The organism is Mangrovimonas yunxiaonensis (genome assembly GCF_000733475.1).
GTDB lineage: Bacteria > Bacteroidota > Bacteroidia > Flavobacteriales > Flavobacteriaceae > Mangrovimonas > Mangrovimonas yunxiaonensis.
Genome location: NZ_JPFK01000005.1, coordinates 550,398 through 574,988 on the forward strand (window position 1 = coordinate 550,398; position 24,591 = coordinate 574,988).

General features: G+C 39.4%; 24 protein-coding genes. 10 read left to right on the forward strand and 14 right to left on the reverse strand.

Features of this window, described 5'->3' with window-relative positions:
• The 4 genes from IA57_RS06575 to IA57_RS06590 are packed head-to-tail and all read right to left on the reverse strand — an operon-like array spanning position 1 to position 2,356.
• Positions 1 to 795 carry an undecaprenyl-diphosphate phosphatase gene (locus IA57_RS06575; RefSeq protein WP_036120892.1) on the reverse strand — a complete coding sequence of 265 codons (795 nt, stop codon included), beginning with the start codon at positions 793 to 795 and terminating at the stop codon, positions 1 to 3.
• Positions 796 to 841: 46 nt separating this feature from the next.
• A complete protein-coding gene (locus IA57_RS06580) occupies positions 842 to 1,105 on the reverse strand; it encodes a DUF3098 domain-containing protein (protein ID WP_036120894.1) in 264 nt (87 codons plus the stop codon).
• A 2-nt stretch (positions 1,106 to 1,107) separates the two neighbouring features.
• Positions 1,108 to 1,461, reverse strand: a complete 354-nt coding sequence (locus IA57_RS06585; RefSeq protein ID WP_036120897.1) for a hypothetical protein — start codon at positions 1,459 to 1,461, stop codon at positions 1,108 to 1,110.
• 16 nt (positions 1,462 to 1,477) lie between these two features.
• A complete protein-coding gene (locus tag IA57_RS06590) occupies positions 1,478 to 2,356 on the reverse strand; it encodes a cell division protein FtsX (protein ID WP_036120900.1) in 879 nt (292 codons plus the stop codon).
• Positions 2,357 to 2,483: 127 nt separating this feature from the next.
• Here IA57_RS06590 and leuS point away from each other — a divergent pair, with 127 nt between their 5' ends.
• The 4 genes from leuS to IA57_RS06610 all read left to right on the forward strand — a co-directional run bounded on the left by leuS (position 2,484) and on the right by IA57_RS06610 (position 8,964).
• Complete coding sequence (leuS, locus tag IA57_RS06595; RefSeq protein ID WP_036120903.1) at positions 2,484 to 5,318, forward strand: leucine--tRNA ligase; 2,835 nt, start codon at positions 2,484 to 2,486, stop codon at positions 5,316 to 5,318.
• 170 nt (positions 5,319 to 5,488) lie between these two features.
• Positions 5,489 to 7,792: a type IA DNA topoisomerase gene (locus tag IA57_RS06600; RefSeq protein ID WP_036120904.1), complete on the forward strand. Its 2,304-nt coding sequence runs from the start codon at positions 5,489 to 5,491 to the stop codon at positions 7,790 to 7,792.
• A 50-nt stretch (positions 7,793 to 7,842) separates the two neighbouring features.
• A complete protein-coding gene (locus tag IA57_RS06605) occupies positions 7,843 to 8,190 on the forward strand; it encodes a hypothetical protein (protein ID WP_131505677.1) in 348 nt (115 codons plus the stop codon).
• A 78-nt stretch (positions 8,191 to 8,268) separates the two neighbouring features.
• A complete protein-coding gene (locus IA57_RS06610) occupies positions 8,269 to 8,964 on the forward strand; it encodes a zinc metallopeptidase (RefSeq protein WP_036120906.1) in 696 nt (231 codons plus the stop codon).
• A gap of 72 nt (positions 8,965 to 9,036) precedes the next feature.
• Here the strand turns inward: IA57_RS06610 and IA57_RS06615 are convergent, their stop codons facing one another.
• The 6 genes from IA57_RS06615 to IA57_RS06640 all read right to left on the reverse strand — a co-directional run bounded on the left by IA57_RS06615 (position 9,037) and on the right by IA57_RS06640 (position 14,757).
• Positions 9,037 to 9,507 carry an Lrp/AsnC ligand binding domain-containing protein gene (locus IA57_RS06615; RefSeq protein WP_036120909.1) on the reverse strand — a complete coding sequence of 157 codons (471 nt, stop codon included), beginning with the start codon at positions 9,505 to 9,507 and terminating at the stop codon, positions 9,037 to 9,039.
• Between the two features lie 279 nt (positions 9,508 to 9,786).
• The gene (locus tag IA57_RS06620; protein ID WP_131505678.1) at positions 9,787 to 10,278 is read right to left on the reverse strand and encodes a hypothetical protein; all 492 of its coding nucleotides are present in this window, start codon (positions 10,276 to 10,278) and stop codon (positions 9,787 to 9,789) included.
• Between the two features lie 21 nt (positions 10,279 to 10,299).
• Positions 10,300 to 11,259 (reverse strand): TolB family protein, encoded by a 960-nt coding sequence (locus IA57_RS06625; RefSeq protein ID WP_036120915.1) that lies wholly within the window; start codon positions 11,257 to 11,259, stop codon positions 10,300 to 10,302.
• Positions 11,260 to 11,326: 67 nt separating this feature from the next.
• On the reverse strand, positions 11,327 to 11,578 hold the full coding sequence (locus IA57_RS06630) for a hypothetical protein (protein WP_036120918.1): 252 nt from the start codon (positions 11,576 to 11,578) through the stop codon (positions 11,327 to 11,329).
• Positions 11,579 to 11,743: 165 nt separating this feature from the next.
• A complete protein-coding gene (locus tag IA57_RS06635) occupies positions 11,744 to 13,108 on the reverse strand; it encodes a LytTR family transcriptional regulator (protein ID WP_036120920.1) in 1,365 nt (454 codons plus the stop codon).
• A gap of 284 nt (positions 13,109 to 13,392) precedes the next feature.
• A complete protein-coding gene (locus IA57_RS06640; protein WP_036120922.1) occupies positions 13,393 to 14,757 on the reverse strand; it encodes a saccharopine dehydrogenase family protein in 1,365 nt (454 codons plus the stop codon).
• A gap of 77 nt (positions 14,758 to 14,834) precedes the next feature.
• Here IA57_RS06640 and IA57_RS06645 point away from each other — a divergent pair, with 77 nt between their 5' ends.
• A complete protein-coding gene (locus IA57_RS06645; protein WP_036120925.1) occupies positions 14,835 to 15,224 on the forward strand; it encodes a DUF423 domain-containing protein in 390 nt (129 codons plus the stop codon).
• Positions 15,225 to 15,292: 68 nt separating this feature from the next.
• Entirely contained in the window at positions 15,293 to 16,909 is a 1,617-nt protein-coding gene (pckA, locus tag IA57_RS06650) for a phosphoenolpyruvate carboxykinase (ATP) (RefSeq protein WP_036120928.1), read from the forward strand.
• Between the two features lie 134 nt (positions 16,910 to 17,043).
• Here pckA and IA57_RS06655 read toward each other — a convergent pair whose 3' ends face one another.
• On the reverse strand, positions 17,044 to 17,793 hold the full coding sequence (locus IA57_RS06655; protein WP_036120931.1) for a uroporphyrinogen-III synthase: 750 nt from the start codon (positions 17,791 to 17,793) through the stop codon (positions 17,044 to 17,046).
• A gap of 19 nt (positions 17,794 to 17,812) precedes the next feature.
• Positions 17,813 to 18,460, reverse strand: coding sequence for a DUF4271 domain-containing protein (locus IA57_RS06660; RefSeq protein ID WP_036120934.1), 648 nt, complete (start codon positions 18,458 to 18,460; stop codon positions 17,813 to 17,815).
• 105 nt (positions 18,461 to 18,565) lie between these two features.
• Between IA57_RS06660 and IA57_RS06665 the strand changes: the two genes are divergently transcribed.
• The 3 genes from IA57_RS06665 to IA57_RS06675 are packed head-to-tail and all read left to right on the forward strand — an operon-like array spanning position 18,566 to position 21,088.
• Entirely contained in the window at positions 18,566 to 19,303 is a 738-nt protein-coding gene (locus IA57_RS06665) for a polyprenol monophosphomannose synthase (RefSeq protein WP_036120936.1), read from the forward strand.
• Complete coding sequence (locus IA57_RS06670; protein WP_036120939.1) at positions 19,293 to 20,639, forward strand: dihydroorotase; 1,347 nt, start codon at positions 19,293 to 19,295, stop codon at positions 20,637 to 20,639. The genes IA57_RS06665 and IA57_RS06670 overlap by 11 nt, the downstream gene beginning before the upstream one ends.
• Complete coding sequence (locus IA57_RS06675) at positions 20,636 to 21,088, forward strand: DUF4296 domain-containing protein (protein WP_051880999.1); 453 nt, start codon at positions 20,636 to 20,638, stop codon at positions 21,086 to 21,088. Before IA57_RS06670 ends, IA57_RS06675 begins: the two co-directional genes overlap by 4 nt.
• Here the strand turns inward: IA57_RS06675 and IA57_RS06680 are convergent.
• Positions 21,085 to 22,089: an NAD-dependent epimerase/dehydratase family protein gene (locus IA57_RS06680; RefSeq protein WP_036120941.1), complete on the reverse strand. Its 1,005-nt coding sequence runs from the start codon at positions 22,087 to 22,089 to the stop codon at positions 21,085 to 21,087. The two genes, IA57_RS06675 and IA57_RS06680, sit on opposite strands and share 4 nt — an antisense overlap.
• Positions 22,090 to 22,178: 89 nt before the next feature.
• Between IA57_RS06680 and tyrS the strand changes: the two genes are divergently transcribed.
• Positions 22,179 to 23,486, forward strand: a complete 1,308-nt coding sequence (gene tyrS, locus IA57_RS06685; RefSeq protein WP_036120944.1) for a tyrosine--tRNA ligase — start codon at positions 22,179 to 22,181, stop codon at positions 23,484 to 23,486.
• 117 nt (positions 23,487 to 23,603) lie between these two features.
• On the opposite strand, the gene IA57_RS06690 is transcribed toward tyrS, so the two are convergent.
• Positions 23,604 to 24,581: a LuxE/PaaK family acyltransferase gene (locus tag IA57_RS06690; RefSeq protein ID WP_036120947.1), complete on the reverse strand. Its 978-nt coding sequence runs from the start codon at positions 24,579 to 24,581 to the stop codon at positions 23,604 to 23,606.
• Between the last annotated feature and the right edge of the window lie 10 nt (positions 24,582 to 24,591).

Below are 24,591 nucleotides of genomic sequence, written 5' to 3' on the forward strand. Positions count from 1 at the left end.
TTAATTCAGTAATGAAAAGGTAATGGCAATTAAACCTACAATGGCGCAATACAGGGCAAAGTAGGTAAGTTTGCTTTTGCGTACCAGGGCAATCATCCAGGTACAAGCAAATAAACCAGAAATAAATGCAGCCAGAAACCCAAGGCTTAAAGGGAGTATGTTTGTGCTTTCGTAGGTAAGTTCGCCACTTAAAACGTCTTTGGCGATTTTACCAAAAATAAGAGGAACGACCATTAAAAATGAAAATCTAGCAGCTTTAGTTTTATCGTTGCCTAATAATACAGAAGTTGAGATTGTTGCTCCAGAGCGTGAAATCCCCGGTAGCATAGCAATAGCTTGCGCAATACCAATAATAAAGGCATTGCTAAAGCTTACTTTTTTATTGGTGTCTTTGGCTTTATCTGCTAAGAATAATAAAATAGCAGTAACAAGTAGCATAAAACCAACGAGTAGAATGTTACCACCAAAAAGACTTTCTAATTGGTCTTCAAACAGTACACCAATAACAACAGCAGGAATCATGGAGAGAATAATCTTTAATGAAAACTGTAAATCGTCATTCCATTTAAATTGTAAAAGTCCTCTTAAAATAAGTGCAATATCTTTTCTAAAAATAACAATGGTACTTAATGCTGTAGCAAAATGTAACACAACGGTAAAAAGTAAACTTTCTTTGGGGACAGAGTGGTCGCCAAGAATGGCTTTTCCCAATTCTAAATGCCCACTGGACGATACAGGTAAGAATTCGGTAAGCCCCTGTATAATCCCTAAAATAATCGAATCTATAACATCCATGGGGCAAAAGTATCAATTCTAAAGAATGATGTTAAAAATAAAGACGTTATTTTTTCGAATCCTTATCAGGATTTAATAAAATAGCATAAACCTCAATGCCAAACCCTATAAGAACTAGCATAGGTGCTAGACGAATGCGGCGCCAGCTAAAAATATCTGGGCTAAAAACATTGGGGTCGTCACTGCCACCGCCAGACATTAAAATAAATCCTAGCGCGATAACTAAAAGCCCAATAAACATAAACTGGTAGTTCTTCTTTCCGAAGATAAAATCATTTCTGTTGGCGTCTTTTCGTTTTTGTTCTCCCATAATTAGTTAAATTCTGTAAAGATAATTGTATCGTCAATTTCTAGCTGGGCGATGTATTCCGAGGTGCCCAACCACAATTTGGCCATGTGCAAAGTAACGGTTTTATTTAGAACTTTAGCGTTAAGGGTATCTAAATTTATCTCATGCAAGTCTTGGGAAATGTAATACTGGTCTCCCGAAACAGTTTTAAGAACAATGTGCTGCGAGTTGTCCTTAAATACCTGGGCAATGGTTTCGGTTTTTGAAACGCAGGATTGTAATGTAGGAGCACTGGCAAACAGAGGAGCTATAGCCTTAAATCCAAAGAATCCTGCACAGAAAAAAACGACAATAAGTCCAAGGCGGCGTATGTTCATAATGGCTAGGTTGGACTTAGTAGTATAGCTGGTCGGTTTTTAAATTTAAAAAACGCTGAGTAGCAATAAACGTGCTTATCCAAGTAATAACAATGCCTAAGAGTAAAATGATTAAAAACAAGCTTCCTATTAATATCTGGTTGCTCATAAAGTTTAACTCGGGAAAGGTTTTGTTAATGTAATACAAGGTTACAGCCATGCCTATCATGGCCACAAGGGCACCTATAATGCCTAGGCGCACACTTTTCCAAACAAAAGGCTTGCGTATAAAGTGTTTGGTGGCGCCAACCATTTGCATGGTTTTTATGGTAAATCGTTTGGCATAAACCGAAAGCCTGATGGAGCTGTTGATTAACAGTACGGCAATAACGGTAAATACGGCGCTTAAAACCAAAATCCAAAAGCTTATTTTACGAACGTTATTGTTCATTAGGGTTACCAAGTCGCTATCGTAACGCACCTCCTCAACAAAGGATTTGCCAGTGGTTTCATCGGCAATCTTTTTAAGTTGTTCTTCTGTAACGAAATCGGCTTTTACGGTAACATCTATGGAGTTCTGTAGGGGGTTGTATCCTAAAAAGTCCATAAAGTCCTCACCGTTTTCAACCTTCATTAATTCGGCGGCTTGGTCTTTCGAGACATATTCGGTGGCCTTAACATAATCGGCCATGGCCAGACTTTTTTCCAATTGCTTTACTTCAACCTCTTTGGCAGAATCTTTCAGGTAAATGGTAACCACCACCTGCTCTTTAAAGTGGTCCGATACTTTTTTGGCGTTTAACACCAATAGGCCCAATAGCCCCAATAAAAACAAGACTAAGGCAATGCTTAAAACAACAGAGAAATACGACGAAATCAATCGGCGTTTTTGATATCTTTCAAAAGATGAACTCATAAAAAACTAGTTAGCGATGTAAAAATATAAAACTATTCTGTACCCTAAAGGTTTATAACGTCTAAACTTTCAACATTGTTATAATAACTGTAAATTTGCGCTTTCAAAAAAGCAGAAATTCAATCGGATGACATACCATTTCAACGACATCGAAGCCAAGTGGCAAGAATATTGGGCCAAGAACCAGACGTTTAAAGCCGAAAATAAGAGCGATAAACCTAAGTATTATGTGTTAGACATGTTTCCGTACCCATCGGGAGCGGGGTTGCATGTTGGGCATCCGCTAGGGTATATTGCTTCCGATATTTATGCGCGTTACAAACGCCACAAAGGGTTTAACGTGTTGCACCCGCAAGGGTACGATAGTTTTGGCTTGCCAGCCGAACAATATGCCATTCAAACCGGGCAGCATCCTGCGGTGACTACCGAAACCAATATTGCTACCTATCGCAAGCAGCTCGATAAAATTGGTTTTTCGTTCGATTGGAGCCGCGAGGTGCGCACCAGTAGTCCCGAGTACTACAAATGGACACAGTGGATTTTCATCCAACTATTTGAGTCGTACTATTGCAACGATGCTAATGCCGCACGACCCATTTCAGAATTGATTGAGGTGTTTGCTGCCGAAGGAAATGCAACCATTAATGCCGCTTGCGATGATGATGTCGAGATATTCTCTGCTGAAGATTGGAACAACTTTTCATCTGAAAAACAACAAGATATTTTATTGCAATATCGGTTAACTTATTTAGCCGAAACCGAAGTAAACTGGTGCCCTGCTTTGGGAACGGTTTTGGCAAACGACGAAATTGTAAATGGCGTGTCCGAGCGTGGTGGTCATCCGGTAATACGTAAAAAAATGACCCAATGGAGTATGCGTATTTCGGCTTATGCCGAACGTTTATTACAGGGCTTGGACACTATAGATTGGACCGATTCTTTAAAAGAAAGTCAACGCAATTGGATAGGAAAATCGGTAGGAGCGAGTGTCTCATTTAACGTCATTGCGTGCGAAGCGAAGCAATCTCATCAAATAGAAGTTTTTACCACACGCCCCGATACCATTTTTGGGGTGTCTTTCATGACCCTCGCGCCAGAACACGATTTGGTACAAAAAATAACGACACCAGAACAAAAAGCTGAGGTCGATGCCTATATAGAAGCGACTGCAAAACGTAGCGAACGCGACCGTATGGCCGATGTAAAAACCATTTCGGGGGTGTTTACAGGAGCTTATGCCGAACATCCGTTTACTAAAGAACCAGTACCTATTTGGATTGGCGACTACGTGTTGGCAAGTTACGGTACGGGCGCTGTAATGGCTGTGCCTTGTGGCGATCAGCGTGATTATGATTTTGCAAAACATTTTAATATCGATATTCCTAATATTTTTGAAGGGGTCGATATCTCTGAAGAAGCCTTTGCCGATAAAAATAATACCATTATTGCCAATAGCGATTTCTTAAACGGAATGAATAGCAAAAAAGCGACTAAACGCGCTATTTACGAATTGGAACAAATCGGGCAAGGACAAGGAAAAACCAACTACCGTTTGCGTGATGCGGTATTTAGTCGTCAGCGTTATTGGGGTGAACCATTTCCAGTGTATTATGTGAATGGAAAACCACAAATGATTGCCGAAGAATATCTGCCAATCACCTTACCAGAAGTCGAAAAATACTTGCCAACGGAAACCGGCGAGCCACCACTAGGTCGCGCCGATGTTTGGGCTTGGGACACAAAAACCAATACAGTTTGTCATTCTGAACTTGTTTCAGAATCTGATGGCGTTTACCCATTAGAACTAAACACCATGCCGGGTTGGGCGGGAAGCTCGTGGTACTTTTTCCGTTATATGGAAGAGCAAGCCAAACGCGGAGAAGCGTTTGCCACCGAAGACGCTCTTAAATACTGGGAAAACGTCGATTTATACATTGGCGGTAGCGAACACGCCACAGGACATTTATTGTATGCCCGTTTTTGGACCAAATTTTTAAAAGATCGTGGTTTTGTTGGTGTTGATGAACCGTTTAAAAAGCTCATTAACCAAGGGATGATACTTGGGACTAGTGCTATTGTGTATCGTGTTTCGGGAGAAAACAAATATGTATCTAAGGGATTAAAGGCTGATTATGATGTAGATGAATTGCGTATTGATGTTAATTTAGTAAATGCTTCAGATGAGGTAGATGTTGAAGGTCTAAAAGTATGGCAGCCACAGTTTGAAGATGCCGAATTTATTTTAGAAGAAGGGAAGTACATTGTAGGTCGCGAAGTCGAAAAAATGTCGAAAAGATGGTTTAATGTCGTCAACCCAGACAGCATTTGCGAGCAATATGGCGCCGACAGTTTACGCTTGTACGAAATGTTTCTTGGGCCATTAGAGCAAGCCAAGCCTTGGAATACGGCTGGTATCACAGGCGTGCACGGGTTCCTTAAAAAATTATGGAAGTTGTTTTACGATAACAACACCCTTAAAGTTACCGAAACTGAACCAACAAAAGACAATCTAAAAACGCTTCATAAAACCATAAAAAAAGTAGAGGAAGACATCGAGAATTTCTCGTTTAACACGTCGGTATCTACCTTTATGATTGCGGTTAACGAACTTACGGCCCAAAAGTGCACAAGCAAAACCATTTTGGAACAATTACTTGTTTTAATTTCACCGTATGCGCCGCACATTGCAGAGGAATTATGGGAAACACTTGGTAATAATGAAAGTATAGCTACAGCACCGTTTCCAGAATTTAACGAAAAGCACTTGGTGGAAAGCAGTAAAGAATACCCTATTTCGTTTAATGGGAAAATGCGATTTAAACTAGAGTTACCGTTAGATTTGAGTAAAGAAGCTATTGAAAAAGCGGTGTTAGAACACGAAAAAACTCAAGAGCAATTACAAGGCCGTACACCTAAAAAAGTGATTGTTGTACCAGGTAAAATAGTTAATGTTGTAGGATAATAAACAGGCAGTATAGGTTTTTTGAGAGTCTGCCGGCAGGTAGATGTTTCAGGTGAGTAAATATAAAATAAACGGTCTAAAAGGATTATGAAATAAATTTAGAATGACCATTTTGTTTTTTTAAAATTGCCTAAAAACCCTATTTTAGAGCCTTGTTTTAAACCCAATTCATGAAAGTCTGTATTGCCGAAAAACCCAGTGTTGCACGAGAAATAGCCTCTGTTTTAGGTGCTAATACCAAGCGCGATGGGTATTTTGAAGGTAATGGCTATGCAGTAACTTATACGTTTGGGCATTTGTGTACACTAAAAGAACCCAGTGACTACAGGCCGTATTGGAAAAAATGGGATTTGAATAACCTCCCGATGTTGCCAGAAAAGTTCGAAACCAAAGTGGTAGCCAATTCGGGCATTCAAAAGCAGTTTAAGATTGTTAAAACCTTGTTTGAAAAAGCCGATATCATTATAAACTGCGGCGATGCCGGACAGGAAGGTGAGCTTATTCAGCGGTGGGTGATGAACGAAGCCAACTATCAAGGGGAGGTAAAACGCTTATGGATTTCATCGCTTACTACCGAAGCTATTAAGGAAGGTTTCGAAAATTTAAAACCAGCAGCGCAATACGATAATTTGTATTATGCAGGCTTTTCCCGAGCCATTGGCGATTGGTTGTTAGGCATTAATGCCACGCGATTATACACCTTAAAACACGGAGGCTACAAGCAAGTGTTGTCTATTGGTCGGGTACAAACCCCTACCTTGGCTATGGTGGTTAATCGGTTTAAAGAGATTGAAAATTTTAAACCACAACCGTACTGGGAATTGCAAACCCTATACCGCGACACCTTATTTAGTTACGAAGAAGGTCGTTTTCTTAAAAAAGAAGATGGCGAAGCATTGGCCAATAAGGTTAAAGAAAGTGAATTTGCCATAGCGGATATCACCAAGAAAAAAGGCAAGGAGTATGCGCCCAAACTATTCGATTTAACGGGGCTGCAAGTATATTGCAATACCAAGTTTGGCTTCTCGGCCGAAGAAACCTTAAAAATTGTGCAAGGCCTGTACGAACGTAAAGTGGTGACCTACCCTAGGGTAGACACCACCTTTTTACCTAGCGATTTGTACCCCAAGGTGGCGGGCATTCTTAAAAAGCTAACCCGTTATGCCGAACTAACACAGCCGCTTTTGGGTAAAAAAATAAAAAAATCGGCTAAAGTGTTCAACGATAAAAAAGTAACCGACCACCATGCCATTATTCCCACAGGTATAGAAACCCAGTTAGCAGCTGCCCAACAACAGGTGTACGATATTATTGTAAGACGGTTTATTGCGGTGTTTTACGACGATTGCTCGGTGTCTAACACAACAGTTATGGGCAGTGCCGCCCAAATTATGTTTAAGGCCACGGGAAAGGAAATTCTAAAGAAAGGTTGGCGGGTTGTGTTTGAAGATCCTGATGCTAAGAAAAAAGAATCGGGTATTCTACCTACTTTTGAAAAAGGCGAGAAAGGGCCGCATGAACCGTCGTTCTTAGAAAAAGAAACCAAACCCCCTAGGCAATTTACCGAAGCCTCTTTATTGCGCGCCATGGAAACCGCCGGCAAACAAGTTGATGACGACGAGCTTCGTGACTTAATGAAAGAAAATGGCATTGGGCGTCCGTCAACACGTGCCAATATTATAGAGACCCTATTCAAAAGAAAATATATAAAACGAAACAAAAAGCAGGTGTTGCCTACGGTAACAGGCATTCAATTAATCGATACCATTCAAAACGATTTGTTAAAATCGGCCGAGCTTACAGGGTCTTGGGAAAAACAGTTAAAAGACATTGAAAAAGGTACGTTTAGTGCTGCAGCATTCATAAAAAATATGAAGCGTATGGTCGATGCCTTGGTGTACGAAGTGCGCAGCGAAACCAAACGAGCCAACATCTCGCATGCGACGACTTTAAAACATAAAGAAGCCAAGGCAAAAAAAGTAGAGGCAGCTGGTATTTTAAACGAAACGTGCCCCAAATGCAAGCGGGCCAAATTGCTAAAAGGGAAAACGGCCTACGGATGTAGCGGGTATAAGGACGGCTGTAATTTTGTTTTGCCCTTTACTTTTATGGATAAGAAAATTTCTGAAAAACAACTCATACGCCTGCTTAAAAAAGAAGCGACAGTTAATTTAAAAGGCTTTAAAACCCAATCAGGTAAGGTGGAAGGGGTCATTCGGTTTGATGAAAACTACAACCTAAAGTTAGAGCCTAAAAAATCATCAAAAAATAAAAAGGAAGAAGAAAATCCCGAAGAGCTGCATTGTCCTAAATGTAATTCTGGAACGATTATAAAAGGAAAAACTGCTTATGGCTGTAGTAATTATAAATTGGGTTGTGATTTTAAAGTGACCTTCGAAACTGTTAGGCAAGCTATAAACGGTCAAAAACCAACCAAACAATTAGTCTACCAAATATTAAGAAAAAACAGTTAGTGTTTTAAAGCACTTCTTACCTATACGGCTTTTTTCGTTACCTTTAAATAATGATGAAAAGAAGCATAGCCATATTGTTTTTAGCAGCTATTATTGCTGTTGGTGTTTTAAAGGTATTCGAGCCCCCATTTAACGACCAAACATGGAAAAACGAACCGATGCATCGCTATAAAATGGCTAAGGATGTTGTAGAAAGTCGAGTGCTAATAGGTAAGACAGCGCGAGAAGTCATCGCCCTTTTGGGAGAGCCAGATGTGTCTAACCTATCTGGGAGGCACCATTTGCTATATAAGCTAGGAACGCCGCCAAGTTTCTTTAAAGAAAACGAACAGGTGTTGGTGGTTGTTTTTGAAGCGGCCTTAGTGCAAAAAGTCTTATTGGTAAATGAACAGAATTAACCGTATTATCTTAACGAAATTTTGGGGAATTATTTGCGACGAATACGCTAAATTTACACTTTTAAAAACAGATTAAACATGATAGGATACTATATTCTTATAGGGGGCATTGCCTTAGTAAGCTGGTTGGTGAGCAACCAATTAAAACAAAAATTTAAAAAATACTCGCAAGTTCATTTAAGAAATGGAATGAGCGGGAAGGAAATTGCCGAAAAAATGCTGGCCGACAATGGCATTCGTGATGTTGAGGTTATTTCAACTCCCGGCCAGTTAACAGACCATTATAACCCAAAAAATAAAACCGTAAATTTAAGCGAATCTGTTTACAACGAGCGCAACGCAGCGGCGGCAGCAGTGGCGGCACACGAATGTGGCCATGCAGTGCAGCATGCACAAGCCTATGGAGCTTTGCAAATGCGTTCGGCTTTGGTGCCCATAGTAAGTGTGACCTCGGGCATGTCGCAATGGTTAATTATTGGCGGCTTGGTTTTAGGAGCTGCTGCCGGTGTGGGACTAGGTTTTTGGGTGGCGTTGGCCGGTTTGGCATTTATGGGAGCCGCCACGTTGTTTAGTTTTATTACGTTACCAGTGGAATACGATGCTAGCAACCGTGCCTTAGCATGGTTAAAAGCCAAAAATATGGTTACCCCAGAAGAGTATATAGGTGCCGAAGATGCGCTTAAATGGGCCGCCAGAACATACTTGGTAGCCGCTATTGGCGCCTTGGCGTCTTTATTGTATTGGGCGCTTCAAGTATTTGGCGGAAGAGATTAATGTATTTACACCATGTAGATATCTAAAAAAAAGCCCGTGATACCACGGGCTTTTTTATATTTAAAACGAGAGCTAAATTTTAATCTGCCGTTCTATTTGTTGCTGAAGTGAAATAAACGTTTCGGTACGCGAAACCCCGCTAATAGACTGTATTTCTTTATTTAAAACATGCATGAGGTGTTCGTTATCCTTGGCAAGAATTTTAATAAAAATACTCCAATGCCCGGTGGTATAATGGCACTCAATAACCTCGGGGATTTTCTGTAACTGCTTAACAGCTTCTGGATTGCTCATGGCCCTGTCTAGGTAAATGCCAACAAAGGCCATGGTGGTATACCCGAGCACTTTGGGATTGATAATAAATTTTGAGCCGGCAATGAGTCCAGATTTTTCTAGTTTTCGTAACCGCTGATGAATGGCTGCTCCCGAAATTCCAACCTGACGGGCAATTTCCAAAATAGGGGTTCGGGCATCGGCCATTAAAGCCCGCAGGATTTTTTTATCGATGCCGTCTATGCTAATGCTTTGGTTTGATGCTTTCACTGCCTTTTTTTATTTGAGTTTGATGCATAAAAATACACATTTGCTAAAAAAGGAAAGGCTGTAAAGGGAATTCTTTGCAGCCTTTTAAAAAAAGGATTGATTATAGCTCTGTATAGGTGATAACAGGTAGGTTAATGGGTTGTTTTCTTACTATTCTTATATTCCGAAATTTTCAGTATGCTCTTTCTTATTTGGTAAATAGATTAAAAGGGCTGCAAATAAAATTTTATCAGCCCTTTTGAATGATTCAATAATCCCTTATTGAAAACTAATTTTTATCTAACGTAAAGATCTATTTAGATCTTGAAAAGCATCGAGAAGCGATTTGGCAATTTCAGGATTATCTACTCTAATAACCAGCTTTTCTTTTTTCCATTTTTTCTTGTTTATGTTTCTGCTGGAGGCGACATAAATGTTGATAAAAGCTAGATTGTTAGATCTTACATCGACATTTCCTGATGTGTACAGATTTGAAAAATCGCAGTACATGGTTTCTTCCTTGACTTTATTGTTTTGTGGGTTGTAAGGGACTATGCCTAGATAAGACCCTTCGAAAGATGCTTTTAGTTTCCATTTAAAACTATTGTGATAGTAACCATGGTTGTTTATCGAGGAAACGATAAAAGACCGAGCATCTCCAGACCCCCTGGAAGTAGTGACAGAAGTCATTCCTTGTGCACTCTCTCCAGCTTTTTGGGAAAACAAGAACGGGGTAGATAGCATGGAAAATAAGACGAATACGATTATGTTACGTATATGGGTAGTTTTCATTTGCTTAGGATTATAAGTGGTCTATAGGATTGGTTTTGCGCGCCAAATGTCTGCATATTTCCATTTGGTTGTTTGTTCAGCGCCATCAGGCTTTTTAGCCCCTGCATTTGAAGAAAAGTAAATAAAATTGTCACTGCCCCAGAAAGGATGGGTTTCATCGGAATCTCCTGAGGTTAATTGCGTGATACTTTGACCATTTCGGTCCATAATGAAAACATGTTCTCTTTCATTGTCCCTGTCGGAAATAAAAGTGATATATTCTCCGTTAGGCGAGTAGTTTCCTTCAAAAGAGTTGGAAGTGCCAGAAGTTATCTGTGTTTTTTGGTTGGTATCTAGGTTTAACTCAAATAATTGATACTTATCTCCTGACAACGCATAAAAAAGCAGTACATTTTTACTTGGGTGCCATTTTGGATAACTCCCTTTCTCGATAATTGTTAAGCCACTGCCATCAGGATTTAATAAGGCTATATTGTGTTCTCCCGAGATTTTTGTGTTAATAACAACCTTGGCCTTGTTGGAAATCATTTGTGGGCTTGTGTCAAAATCGCCATAGTTTCCTTGTCCTAAGTATTTTATTCCCAGTTGGTTTATTTTACTGCGTGCAATAATTCTTTTGCTGGCTTGGTAAGAAAATAAGAACTCTTCGTTATCTATCCAAGAAGGGGAATCAGACTTGTCAATTAATGGGTTGAAACCAGGAGCCAAAATATCGGTTTTTAGCCTAATACTAAATTGATTGACTGTTTTGGCATCATCTCGAATGGCGTAAATCATTTTTAGTCCATCGGGAGAAATTTGCGGTTGAAATTCAGGAACAAAATCATCAGTAATTCTTGTTAATTCGGTAGCACTTGCAGATACCTGTGGCGAAGAGCTTGAATAAATGGTCTTGACTGTGATTGTCTTACTGCCGCCACAACTAACTAAAGAAGTGACTAAAGTGCTAACTAGAATAGCATTGTAAAATCTATTTTTCATATTTATTTGTATTGGTTAAATGGTTTCTTTTTGAAAGTTATTTGGCCATAATAAAAACGACTGGTTTTTATTGTGCTTGGGTTAATGATAAATTAAGAGTGGTATTCACGTGGGGTAACATTTGATAATGTAAGTCATGAAGCAGCCATGGTTTTTTTAAAAAGCCATTGTCTTGTGCATAATACAATACCTTGTTTGCGAATAAAAAATGGTTGTGGTCGCTAGCTGTATAATCTAAAACGTCTTCTATTTGGGTGTTGCGTACAGTACTGTTAAAAAAGAGAAAGGTTGTTAAAAAATAAAAGTAGAGTTTGTTCATGCAGTAAGGTTTAGGTTGGTTAAGTTTTACCCAAAACTACTTCACGGCAACGAACATGAACAACTTTTTGTCATAACTGACACGTTGTTGTACATGAATTACAGGTTGCTGTACATGAACGACATTAAAAAGGTTTAAAATTTCACTGTTGTTTTAAACCATGAGCTATGGCTTGTGTAGTAAATTTTTCAAGTCTTGTTTGTAGGTCCTGGACAAGTTTAACCATTCGCCATTTTCAAGCATAACTTGAGTAGAGTTGATAATTTTTATTTTGTGAATATTCACGATGTAAGATTTGTGAATTCTAATAAAGTCTTGTTCTGGCAACTGGGTTAGCATTTTCGATAATGAAATGCGCTCTATTTCCGGATTGTCTTTGTCCTGCATGTATATTTCTACATAATGACCATCGGATTTTATGTATAAAATAGATGCAATATCTATGGTTGCTTTACTTTTTAAAAGAAATTTTAATGGGGTAGGGATAACTTTTTTCTCAGCTTTTTTATTATAAGCTTCTAGTTCATCTTGTAGTTTTTCAACCTCTATTTTCTGAGTTTTATGTTTTTTTAAAAGGAACAAGGAGGTTAAAATTAAAAGGGTAATAGCAAAAAGAGAGATGAATATTTTCTTCTTGTAAAATGTCTTTTCATTGTTTAACCTAAAAATTTTTTTTCGGCTTTCTTGCCCAGCTACTTTATTATGAGTTTCACTAAATTCATGCTTAAAAGCTCCTTTAGGTTCTGGCGCGATATGTTCGTCTTCCAGCAAATAATACTCGCGTGACTTGTTTAGGTTTCCTAATTTTTCATGGTTTCTGGCCATGAGGTTGTATGTTTTTTCTAATGCCGCTTTAAAGTTTATTTCTTTTGTAAGTGCCAAACTTTTAGTTGCCTGTTCTAGCGATTGGTTATAATCTTGTTTTTGATAATACACTTCGGCAAGCAGTGAATAGCTTTGGGCTAAAAACCTTTTTTCATTTGGATTTTTAAGAGGGTTACCCTCAAATCCCTTTATGGTTTTGGTTAAGTAAAATTGTGTGCTGTCTAAATTTGATTGAAGAAAGAATAAAGTGGCTAGATTATAATAGATCGAGTTTTTAAAAAAATGGTCAGGATGATTTTTATTGTCTTTTAATAACTGGTTGATATAAAAATGAGCTGAATCGTATTGTTTGGAATTTTTGTGGTTGTTCACCAAATTAATATAAATGCTGTTTTTAACATTCTGGTTGTCCGTTGGGGAAAACAATTTAACAGCTTGGTGTAAATGTTTATTACTTTTATTTATGGACTGTTTGCGGCTTAAAGCACTGCCCAGAAATCTATGGGCTTCTATCTTTGCCTGAAGTTCATTGTTTTTAGTAGCCAGATCCAATAATTGTGTTGCGTACAATATTAGACTATCTGTATTTCTAATGTGTTTCTGACATAGTTTTTGCAACTGCTTGGTATGTATGTCCTGAGAGCCTTGTGCAAAACTATTGATAGCTATAATGAAGAGAACAAAAGCAAAAAAAAATCTTTTCATGAATAGGTGTTAAGATCATATAAGCACAAATATATCTTAAACATAAACAGTGTGAAAGTGTTAAACACAGTATTTAATGTCTCCAGAGGTCATTTTTTTTGTGCTTAAAACCAAATGAGTTTTAATCCCTGCTCTTGCAAAGGAAAATGTTTGCGAGCGGTGCTGCTAATAATAAAAACATTGCCATAATGTTTTGAGAAACCTTGTGGTACTAATCATGTGTTAGCCAAACCAAGAGTGTTGATTATTTAAAAATAATATTAACGTTTAGCGGGACTACAGCATTAAACATTTAAAGGATTATACCCCAAATAAGGAACGTTTTTATCGTGAAACACAATGCCGTAATCCTCAAGTTCTTCTAAAATAGGGGTGTAAACCTCTTTATTAATAGGAATTTGAACACCAGGCGTCGTTATTTTTCCATTTAAAATAGCCAGAGTAGCCATAGCGACTGGCAAACCAACAGTTTTTGCCATAGCTGTATAGGTTTGGTCTTCGCCAATACATACCATGGTAGAGTCGATTTGATGTTTTTTACCATCCAATTCATAGCCAAACTTGTGGTACATAACAAGCATGTCTTTATCGTCATGGTCTAAAGTCCAGGTGTCCATTAATATTTTTTGAAGGATTTGCGCAGGGGTAGCACGTTTTAAGCCTACTTTTTTTGTTGGGCTAAACACATCCAGTTCTTCCAATTTGTCCCAAACAATATCGTCCTGATCAATTTTTAATTGATGTCTAAATTTCAATTCAGCAGAATCTGTTGGGCTGTACGGCAAAAACGAATTGATAAAATCGCGGTAGCTCATACTCTCGCTGTTGTCTATCACGTAGCTGTCGTCTGTCATGCCTAATTGCACAAACATGTTCCAAGCGCGCGAAAACCCAACACGGCGCATGGTGCCACGATAAAGGGTTTTAACATCCTCTAGCCCGTAAGCCGATTGGTACTTAAGGGAATCGCGGTTGGCATAACCTTCAAAGCGGCCGTAGCCATCAATTTCTAAAAACTCGGTGCGTCTAAACAAACGGTTGTAAGGAATGTACTTATAGGTGCCTTCTTGCAAAAACTTAGCGGCACCACCTTGGCCGGCAACCACAACATTTCTAGGGTTCCAGGTAAATTTATAATTCCATAGGTTGTTGTCGCTCTCTGGAGCAACAAGTCCACCACAAAACGATTCAAACAAAACCATCTTGCCGCCTTTATCCCTAATGTCATCAATAATCTTCATGGCGCTCATGTGGTCTATGCCGGGATCTACCCCTATTTCGTTCATAAACACTAGGCCTTTAGCCTTAGCCTCCTCATCCAGCATTTCCATTTCTGGGCTAACATACGATGCCGTTACCATAGGCTTGCCATATTTTAGGCAATCCTTTGCAGCTTCAATATGAAATCTGGCCGGCAACATCGATACAACAATATCGGCTGCTTTAATGGCTTGTTCCCGCGAGGCTTCATTAAAAACATCTAGTGTAATGGCTTTGCTATTTGGGTGGTTATCCAAAAGTTTTTCGGCGGTGTTTATGTCTAAATCACCAACGGTAAGGAACAAATTTTCGGTGGTCGATTTTTCTAAAAAGTATTTAATAAGGTAGGCGGTTGATTTTCCTGAACCGATGACTAATATGTTTCGCATAATGGGTTTTGTTCTGTAATTTTGTGCCCACGAATGTAAGAAATCAAAAGGGCTTTAAAAATCTAAAAAAGTTAAATATGAACAAAATTGTTTTAGTAACAGCAACTTTATTGGGGCTGCTTGCTGTTGTGCTTGGCGCATTTGCTGCACACGGCTTAGAAAAAATAGTATCGGCAGAAAGTGTGGCCAGTTTTAAAACGGGCGTCACCTACCAAATGTATCACGCTTTTTTGTTGCTGTTTGTTGGGATAACAGACAAAATAAGTGCTAAAACCAAAAAAATCAGTTATCTTTTGGTGGTTTTAGGGGTGGTATTTTTCTCTGGGTCTATATACGGGTTGGCCACAAATAGCCTATCGGGTTTCGACTTTAAAACCATTGCCCTAATAACGCCTGTAGGAGGTTTATTGCTTATAACCGCTTGGGCTGTTTTATTAATAAACTTTTTAAAACTAAAACAGGATTAACAGTCAGGATTTTGTGCACGTTTTAAAATAAAGTTTTAGCTTTGCACTATTCAAAAAACAACACAATTATGGTAAACCATACGCATACTACGAAACCGATTTCATTAGAGGAGTATGGCATCAAGGATGCTAAAGTAAGATATCAGTTAACCGCTGATGAACTTCATGACGAAACGATAGAAAAAGGACAGGGCGTTGAGGCTGCTTCGGGAGCATTGGCAGTTGAAACAGGAGAGTTTACGGGGCGTTCCCCTAAAGACCGTTTTATTGTTAAGGATAATATTACAGCGGATAAAGTTTGGTGGGGCGATATTAACATCCCTTTCGATTCAGAAAAATTCGACAAACTTTACGATAAGGTAGCCGCATATCTATCTGAAAAGGAAGTGTTTGTTAGAGATAGCTACGCTTGTGCCGATGAAGATTACAAACTGAATATTCGCGTAATAAACGAATTCCCTTGGAGTAACATGTTTGCTTACAACATGTTTTTACGCCCAACAGAAGAAGAATTAAAGACATTTACTCCAGAATGGACTGTTGTAAATGCACCGGGTTTTATGGCTAACCCAGAAGAAGATGGTACACGCCAGCATAATTTTGCCATCTTAAATTTCACAAAAAAAATCGCCTTAATTGGTGGTACTGGATATACAGGCGAAATTAAGAAAGGTATTTTCTCGGCCTTAAACTTTATTCTGCCCGTATTTAAAAACACCTTGCCTATGCACTGTAGTGCCAATGTAGGTAAAGATGGTGACACTGCTATTTTCTTCGGCTTGTCTGGAACAGGAAAAACAACCTTATCTACAGACCCTAAAAGAAGTTTAATTGGCGATGATGAGCACGGTTGGACAAACGAAAATACAGTCTTTAATTTTGAAGGAGGCTGTTATGCCAAGGTAATTAACCTTTCAGCAGAAAAGGAGCCTGAAATTTATGGAGCAATTAAAAAAGGCGCCATCCTGGAAAACGTTATTATGGACGCTAAAGGTGAGGTCGATTTTGCCAATACATCCATTACACAAAACACCCGTGTAAGTTACCCTATTTACCATATCGAGAACATTAAGCAACCCTCTATAGGGCAAAACCCGAAGAATATCTTTTTCTTAACGGCCGATGCTTTTGGTGTGTTGCCTCCAATTTCTAAATTAACACCAGCACAGGCAGCTTACCATTTTATGTCGGGTTATACGGCAAAAGTAGCTGGTACAGAGGCTGGGGTGGTTGAGCCACAACCGTCGTTCTCGGCATGTTTTGGAGCGCCATTTATGCCATTGCACCCGGCAAAATACGCCGAAATGCTAAGCAAGAAAATGAAGGAGGCTGGAGTAAACGTATGGTTAGTAAACACAGGCTGGACTGGTGGTCCTTACGGTGTTGGTAAGCGTATGGCATTAAAATACACGCGTGCGATGATAAACGCTGTACTAAATGGCGATTTAGGCGCATACAATTTTGAAGACTACCACATTCACTCGGTATTTGGAGTGGCGCAACCAAGAACTTGTCCTGGGGTGCCAACAGAAGTGTTAAGTCCAAGATCTACTTGGAAAGACGATAAAGGGTATTATACAACGGCCTTTAAATTGGCCAATGCCTTTAGAGAAAACTTCAAGCAGTTTGAATCATATGCTAGTGAGGAAATAAGACGCGGTGGCCCACAACGCTACGAGTTTTAATAAAAACGTTTTAGTATAATATTAAAAGCGGTTTCTGTAAAAGGAACCGCTTTTTTTATAAGTACTTTCAAAAAAACACCCCCAAAAAGCAAGAGCCTTTTGGGGGTGTTTAACAACCTGAATTGTTAGGTTGTTTACTTCTTCTTGTTAGCTTCTTTAATGTATTTTTCCAGAGCCATGGTCATAGATGGTGTTTCTGGTGTTGGTGCCGCAATATCCACACGCAGGCCACGTTCTTCAACAGCTTTAATGGTAGTGTTGCCAAAAACGGCTATTCTGGTGTCGTTTTGTTTAAACTCTGGGAAGTTGTGAAATAACGATTCAATCCCAGAAGGGCTAAAGAACACTAGAATGTCGTAAAATACATTTTCTAGGTCAGAAAGGTCGCTAATTACCGTTTTGTAAAACACCCCTTGTTTCCAATTTACCCCTAAATCGTTTAAAGTTTCTGGAACCAAAGGTTTAAGTTTGTCTGTTGTAGGTAAAAGGAAAGCTTCATCCTTGTACTTTTTAATAAGCGGTGACAATTCGGCAAAGGTGCGCTTGCCAACATAAATTTTTCGTTTTCTATAAACCACGTATTTTTGTAGGTAATAAGCAACGGCTTCCGACTGGCAAAAATACTTCATGCTATCAGGCACTTTAAAGCGCATTTCTTCAGCAACTCTAAAAAAGTGGTCTACAGCATTTCTGCTGGTAAGAATAATTGCAGTAAACTTGCTTAAGTCTATTTTCTGCATTCTTATGTCCTTTGTAGGAACCCCTTCAACATGAATAAAAGGTCTAAAGTCAATCTTTACTTTCTGCTTTTCCTCTAGGTCGAAATAAGGCGAATTTTCTATTTTAGGTTCTGGTTGAGACACTAAAATTGTTTTCACTTTCATAGATTAGGTGTGTTAAGGCTTAATGTTGAGTAATCAATTCGTACAAAATTAGCAAAGGGCTAATTTCGAGAGCGCAAAGATACAAAATAAAATAGAACACATCTCGACTTATCAAATTTTGATTTGATTTATAAGAAGTTACCAAACCTACCATATTGATTAAAAAAATGAGCCCAACGGCAACATAGATAATCGTTTTTGTAGGCTCGATGCTGTATAATAATAGCATGTTTATCGGGATTAAAATGAGCCCGAGAAAATTTTTGTAGCTTATTTTCTGAAACAGGTAGGAGTCGAGTACGTGATCTATTTCAAACAAACTCCCCACCAGGCGTTCCAACAACGTTTTTATAGTGAAAAAGGCCGCAATCCCAATGCTTAGTTTAAACAGTAGGTTTAACGAAATATCGTTTTGTCCGCTAAAGGTGTTTATGGCCAAATGGGTAAAAGTGGTTAGCCCAAATATTAGGTTTGTAAACAACAAGCCATCAAATAGGTCGAAAAAACGTTGATCCCTTTCGTATACTTTAAGGTAGGTCGAGTTGATAAAAACATAAGAGAAATCCTTAAACCGTTTTTCAAACAAAACCTTGGCCAAGGCTACCATAGCCAGCCCTAGTACAATTAAAATAGTAAATATATCGTAAGAAACGACTTGTCTTATCATGCCATAAAATTATTATAAAAATAGCGTTTGGCAGCTTTTATTTAAGGAATATTTAAAAAAATAAATCTTTTAAAAAGATTACATTTGCATACCAAAGCACGTTTCATGAAGGACGCTATTGTCATTATTCCTACCTATAACGAAATAGAAAACATAGAGCTTATTGTGCGTGCTGTACTATCGCAAGAAGGTAACTTTCATATTTTGGTGGTCGATGACAATTCGCCAGATTTAACAGCCTTAAAGGTGAAAGCACTTCAGAAAACGTTTAAAGATCGGTTGTTTCTTTTGCAGCGCCAGAGTAAAACAGGCTTAGGTACTGCTTATATAGCGGGGTTTAAATGGTGTTTGGAACAAGGGTACGATTACATTTTTGAAATGGACGCCGATTTTTCCCACGACCCAAACGACCTGCAAAAACTTTATAAGGCCTGTAAGCAAGATGGGGCAGATGTGGCCATAGGATCTCGGTATGTTAAAGGTGTAAATGTGGTAAATTGGCCTATGAGTAGGGTGTTGTTGTCGTACTTTGCTTCTAAATATGTTAGGCTAGTAACCGGCATGAAAATACACGATACCACCGCAGGATTTGTATGCTATAAAAAGCACGTGTTAGAACGCATTAACCTAGACCGCATCGAGTTTGTGGGGTATGCCTTTCAAATTGAAATGAAATTTAAAGCCTACCTACAACAATGCAATATTGTTGAGGTGCCCGTAATTTTTACCGATAGAACAAGAGGAAAATCTAAAATGAGCAGCGGGATAATTTCCGAAGCTATTTTTGGAGTTATAAAAATGAAACTGAAAAGCATCTTTAATAAAAGTCAACATGCAGCATAACAGCCTATTAATTAAAAACGCCAAGATTGTAAATGAAGGACGCATTTTTGAAGGAGACATCTTTGTTGAAGATGGCTTGATTAAAAAAATAGACACCTCTATTAGTGCCAAATCAGCCCATGTTAAGGTTGTCGATGCCGAGGGCAACTATGCCCTTCCAGGGGTGATAGACGACCAAGTGCATTTTAGGGAGCCCGGGCTTACCCACAAGGCCACCATAGAAACCGAATCGCGTGCTGCCGTAGCCGGCGGAATTACGTCGTTTATAGAAATGCCTAATACCGTACCTCAAACAACAACCATAGAAAAATTGGAGGAGAAATTTGCCATCGCCTCAAAAAGTTCCTATGCCAATTATTCGTTTATGTTTGGCGGAACCAACGATAACTTAGCCGAAATAAAACAAGTAGACACCAAAACCGTTGCAGGATTAAAACTGTTTTTAGGATCATCGACAGGAAATATGTTGGTGGATAACCCCGATGTGCTAGAGCAGATTTTCTCAAGCACCAATATGGTAATTTCGGTACACTGCGAAGACGAACAAACCATAAAAAACAACCTTGAAACTTACAAAAAACAATACGGCGATGACATTCCGTTAAAGTTTCATCCAAAAATAAGAAGCGAAGAGGCGTGTTATCTATCGTCGTCCAAAGCTATTGAACTGGCCAAGAAAACAGGTGCCAGGCTGCATGTGTTTCACCTTTCTACAGGGAAGGAAACACAGTTGTTCTCAAACAAAATACCCTTAAAAGATAAGAAAATAACGGCAGAGGTATGCATACACCATTTGTGGTTTTCCGATGCGGATTACGATGAAAAAGGCACCCTAATAAAGTGGAACCCAGCCGTTAAAACCAAAACAGATAGGGCGCAACTATGGGAGGCCCTGCTAGACGATAGGATTGACGTGATAGCCACAGACCACGCCCCCCACACACTAGACGAAAAAAATAACGTATATACCAAAGCGCCATCTGGCGGACCTTTAGTGCAGCATGCCTTAGTGGCAATGTTCGAGGCGTTTCATAACGGGAAGATTACCCTAGAAAAATTGGTTGAGAAAATGTGCCATAACCCAGCAATTTTATTCGAAATTGAAAAGCGAGGCTTTTTAAAAGAAGGGTATTTTGCCGATATTATATTGGTTGACCCGGCAAGCCCATGGACGGTTAATAAAGACAATCTAGCTTACAAATGCGGCTGGTCGCCTTTTGAAGGCACCACCTTTAAATCGCGAATCACCCATACGTTTGTTAATGGTCATCTGGCATACGAAAACTTTAAGTACAGCGACCAGAAAAATGGAAAACGCTTAACGTTTAACCGATGAGAAAAAGTTTAATATACAGCTGTTTTGTACTGTTGGTTTTAGGGTGTGACCATACCCCAGAAATCGAAAAGCCTAAGAATTTAATTTCAGAAGATAATATGGCCAGTATTATGATAGATGTGGCACTGTTGTCCTCGGCCAAAGGGGTTAACAAGAAAAAGCTGGAGCAAAAAAAAATAAACCCAGAGGCGTACATTTATAAAAAATACGGTGTAGATAGTTTGCAGTTTGCCCTAAGCAACGCATACTATGCTTCCGATAGCAAAACTTACACCCGCATTCTAGACACCATAACCAGTAGACTTGAACGGTTTAGAGAGCGTTACGATAAACTAGCCAAAAAAGAAGCCGACGAAAAACAGAAAAAAGACTCTATTGCCAGAGTTGAAAAGTTTGGTAAGAAAAAAATAATTAATGCTGTTGACCAAAAACGGATAAAAAAAGATTAATGCTCGTTTAAAAACCGTGCAGCAATGGTGTTAATACTTTGCTCGAGTGGCGTAAACGTATAGTCTAGAGTGGTTTTAATTTTTGTGCTATCGTAGGTGCTTTTAGTGTTAAGGGTTTTAGCCAAATGCTTGGTGAATTGCCGGTCTTTTTTGGTAAGCTTTGCCCGTAACCAATCTAACCGCCAAGCGATATTTAAAAGAAGTTTAGAGGCTTGTTTTTTTGGTGGCGATACATGCAAAGCCTGGGCTACGGTTGTTAAAAAATCGGGATAGGCCCAGTTTTCAGCCACGAGAACGTAGTTTTGGTTTTCTTGGTCAGAGGCCATTAGCTTAACCATAATATGCACCACATCCATAACATCTACATAGCCTGTAGACCCTTTAGTGTAAAAAGGCGTGCCTTGGGCTATTTTTGTAAAGATGTAGCCGCTTCCGTTTGCCCAAAAACCACTGCCCAAAATAACGCCGGGGTTAACAATAATTGCGGGAACCCCTTCTTGGGTGCCGCGCCAAACTTCCATTTCTGCACCGTATTTGGTAATGCTGTAAACACTATTAGACGCTTCGGGGTTCCAGTAAGACGTTTCTGTAATGGCTTTATTGGGGGTGGTAGAAGCACTTAAGGTAGCAATCGAGCTAACATAGCAGAGTTTTTTTATGCCGTTGGCAATGCATAAGTTAACAATATTTGCGGTACCTTCAATATTCGATTTACGAAGGTCGTGGTACTTGTCTGGGTTAAAAGAAACCAGAGCGGCACAATGGTAAACATGGCTAATGCCTTCAAAGGCTTCGGTAAGCATGGGAAGGTTCAATAAATGAGCTTCAACCCATTCTATGCGGTTAAAACGCTCTTGGGCATTAAAGTAGCCAAACACGTTTTTAACAGCAGCAAGGGTTGCTTTGTTCCTGTAAATGGCCCGTACCTTTTCGTGTTTTCCGGTTAGGGAAACCAATAAGTGGGAGCCAACCAATCCTGTTCCGCCAGTAACTAAAATCATAAAAACGAAATTAAAGAATTATTGGTAAACCCCTTAGGAATTCTACATTGATTTTTATCTTTGCACGATAAAAAGAAAATTTAACGATCATGTCAAAAACATTGGTAAATGAACTGCGTTGGCGCGGAATGGTTCACGATATTATGCCAGGAACCGAAGAACAATTAAGTAAAGGAATGACCACTGCTTATATTGGGTTCGATCCAACATCCGATTCCCTGCATATTGGTAGTTTAGTGCCGATTATCCTTTTGGTGCACCTCGAGCGTTTTGGGCATAAACCCATTGCTTTAGTAGGGGGCGCTACAGGAATGATTGGAGATCCCTCAGGAAAAAGCGACGAGCGAAACCTGTTGGACGAAGCCGCACTTGCCAAGAACGTAGCTGGCATAAAAGGGGTGCTGTCACGGTTTTTAGATTTCAATTCTGAAGCTCCTAATGCTCCGGTATTGGTAAACAATTACGATTGGATGAAAGACTTTTCATTTATAGACTTTGCCCGCGATGTAGGAAAACGCATTACCGTAAACTACATGATGGCCAAAGATTCTGTTAAGAAACGCTTTTCGGGAGAAGAGGGTAGCGCAGGCATGTCGTTTACCGAGTTTACCTACCAATTAATTCAGGGGTATGACTTTTACCACCTGTACAAAACCTATAATTGTGTGCTGCAAATGGGCGGTAGCGACCAATGGGGAAACATTACAACAGGAACCGAACTGGTACGCCGCATGCATGTAGGCGAAGAGGCAAAGGCCTATGCCATGACCTGCCCGTTAATTACCAAGGCCGATGGCTCTAAATTTGGTAAAAGTGAAGGCGGTAACATTTGGCTAGATGCCGATAAGACTTCGGTGTATAAGTTTTACCAATTTTGGCTAAACACTTCCGACGAGGATGCCGAAAAGTACATTAAAATCTTTACGTTTTTAGATCAAGCAACCATAGAAGAACTGGTAAAAGCTCATAATGAAGCGCCGCATTTAAGGTTGTTGCAGAAACGCTTGGCCGAAGAGGTAACGACCTTTGTGCACTCGAAAGCCGATTTTGAAGTCGCCGAAAGAGCGTCTAACATTTTATTTAGTAAAACGTTTAAAGATGATATTAGAACTCTAGACGAAACCACCTTTTTAGATGTGTTTGAAGGCGTGCCGCAAGCCGAAATACCACTTTCGGAATTTGCAGAAGGCGTAGATATGATTGCAGCCCTATCGGCTAAGACCAACTTTTTAGATTCAAATGGCGAAGCTAGAAGGGCACTAAAAGAAAACTCCATCTCGGTAAACAAAGAGAAAGTGGGCGAATCGTATGTGCTTACGGCAGACGATTTAATAAACAACCGCTACATTATTATTAATCGCGGTAAGAAGAAAACCTACATTATAAAAGCTATTTAAATAAAAACGCCTGGACTTGTCCAGGCGTTTTACTTTCAAACCAAATTTAAAACCAACCAATAATTTTTCTTTCTCATTTTTGAAAGTACCTAGTTAGTCGGAAAAAAAGAAAACACCTTACAGCGCCATAAGGTTGCACCCGCGAATATCAGAATGATCAAACCGGCCTAGTACTTCAAACGATTGGTCGGGGTATACTTTCCCCAAATCCTGGGTTGCAATAAAGCTACAGGAGTTAATATTTGCTAAATCGATAATGTTTAAGCCGCCAGACGATGAGGTTTTTAACAGGGTTAATGGGTCTTCGGGATCTCGTGTTAGAACGCGCATCCACGGGGGGCAAACAAAGCGGCCATCGCCTTTGGAGTAGGCTTGGCTAAGCAATTCGGTCATGCCGTATTCGCTGTGTATCTGCGGCACACCAAACCCGTGTTTTAATCGGGCGTGTAGCTCGGCCCTTATAAGCTCTTTGCGTCGCCCTTTCATACCGCCGGTTTCCATAACAATGGTGTTGTTAAGGTTAAAGGTGTGTGCTTCTACCAAATCTAAAAGTGCAAAGGAAACGCCTAATAGTAAGGTTTTTTGTTGGTGGGACTCTAGCTCGAGGAGGGTATTTTTTAAGGCTGAAAGGTTGTCGAGATAAAAGCCGCTTTTAGGGTGTTTGGCGTGTGTAATAAAGTGGTTGGCCATATAAATTAGCGAAGAGCCCTCGCGCTCTAAATACGATGGGAGCAATGCAAGAACAGCATAGTCTTCAATATTCCCATAAAACTGTTTAAAAGCTGTGGTAAAACTCTGCTCGTAAAAGTGTATGTCGCTAACGTGGTGCTTGCTGGTAACCTGTCCTGTAGTCCCCGAACTTGTAAAGGTTTTTTCGACTTGTGGTTGGCTTAATACCTTATGCGATTTAAAAAACTGTATGGGTAAAAACGGAATGTCTTCCAAGGTTTTTACATCGCTGGGGTGCTTGTACAGTAAATCGCAATACGAGCGATAAACGGGATTATTTTCAAATTGAAATTTGAAAATATCTAAAGCCACGGTATCAAATTCTTGGCTAGTGTTTATATTAAAAATGTGATTAGCACTTATCATTCATGCAAAA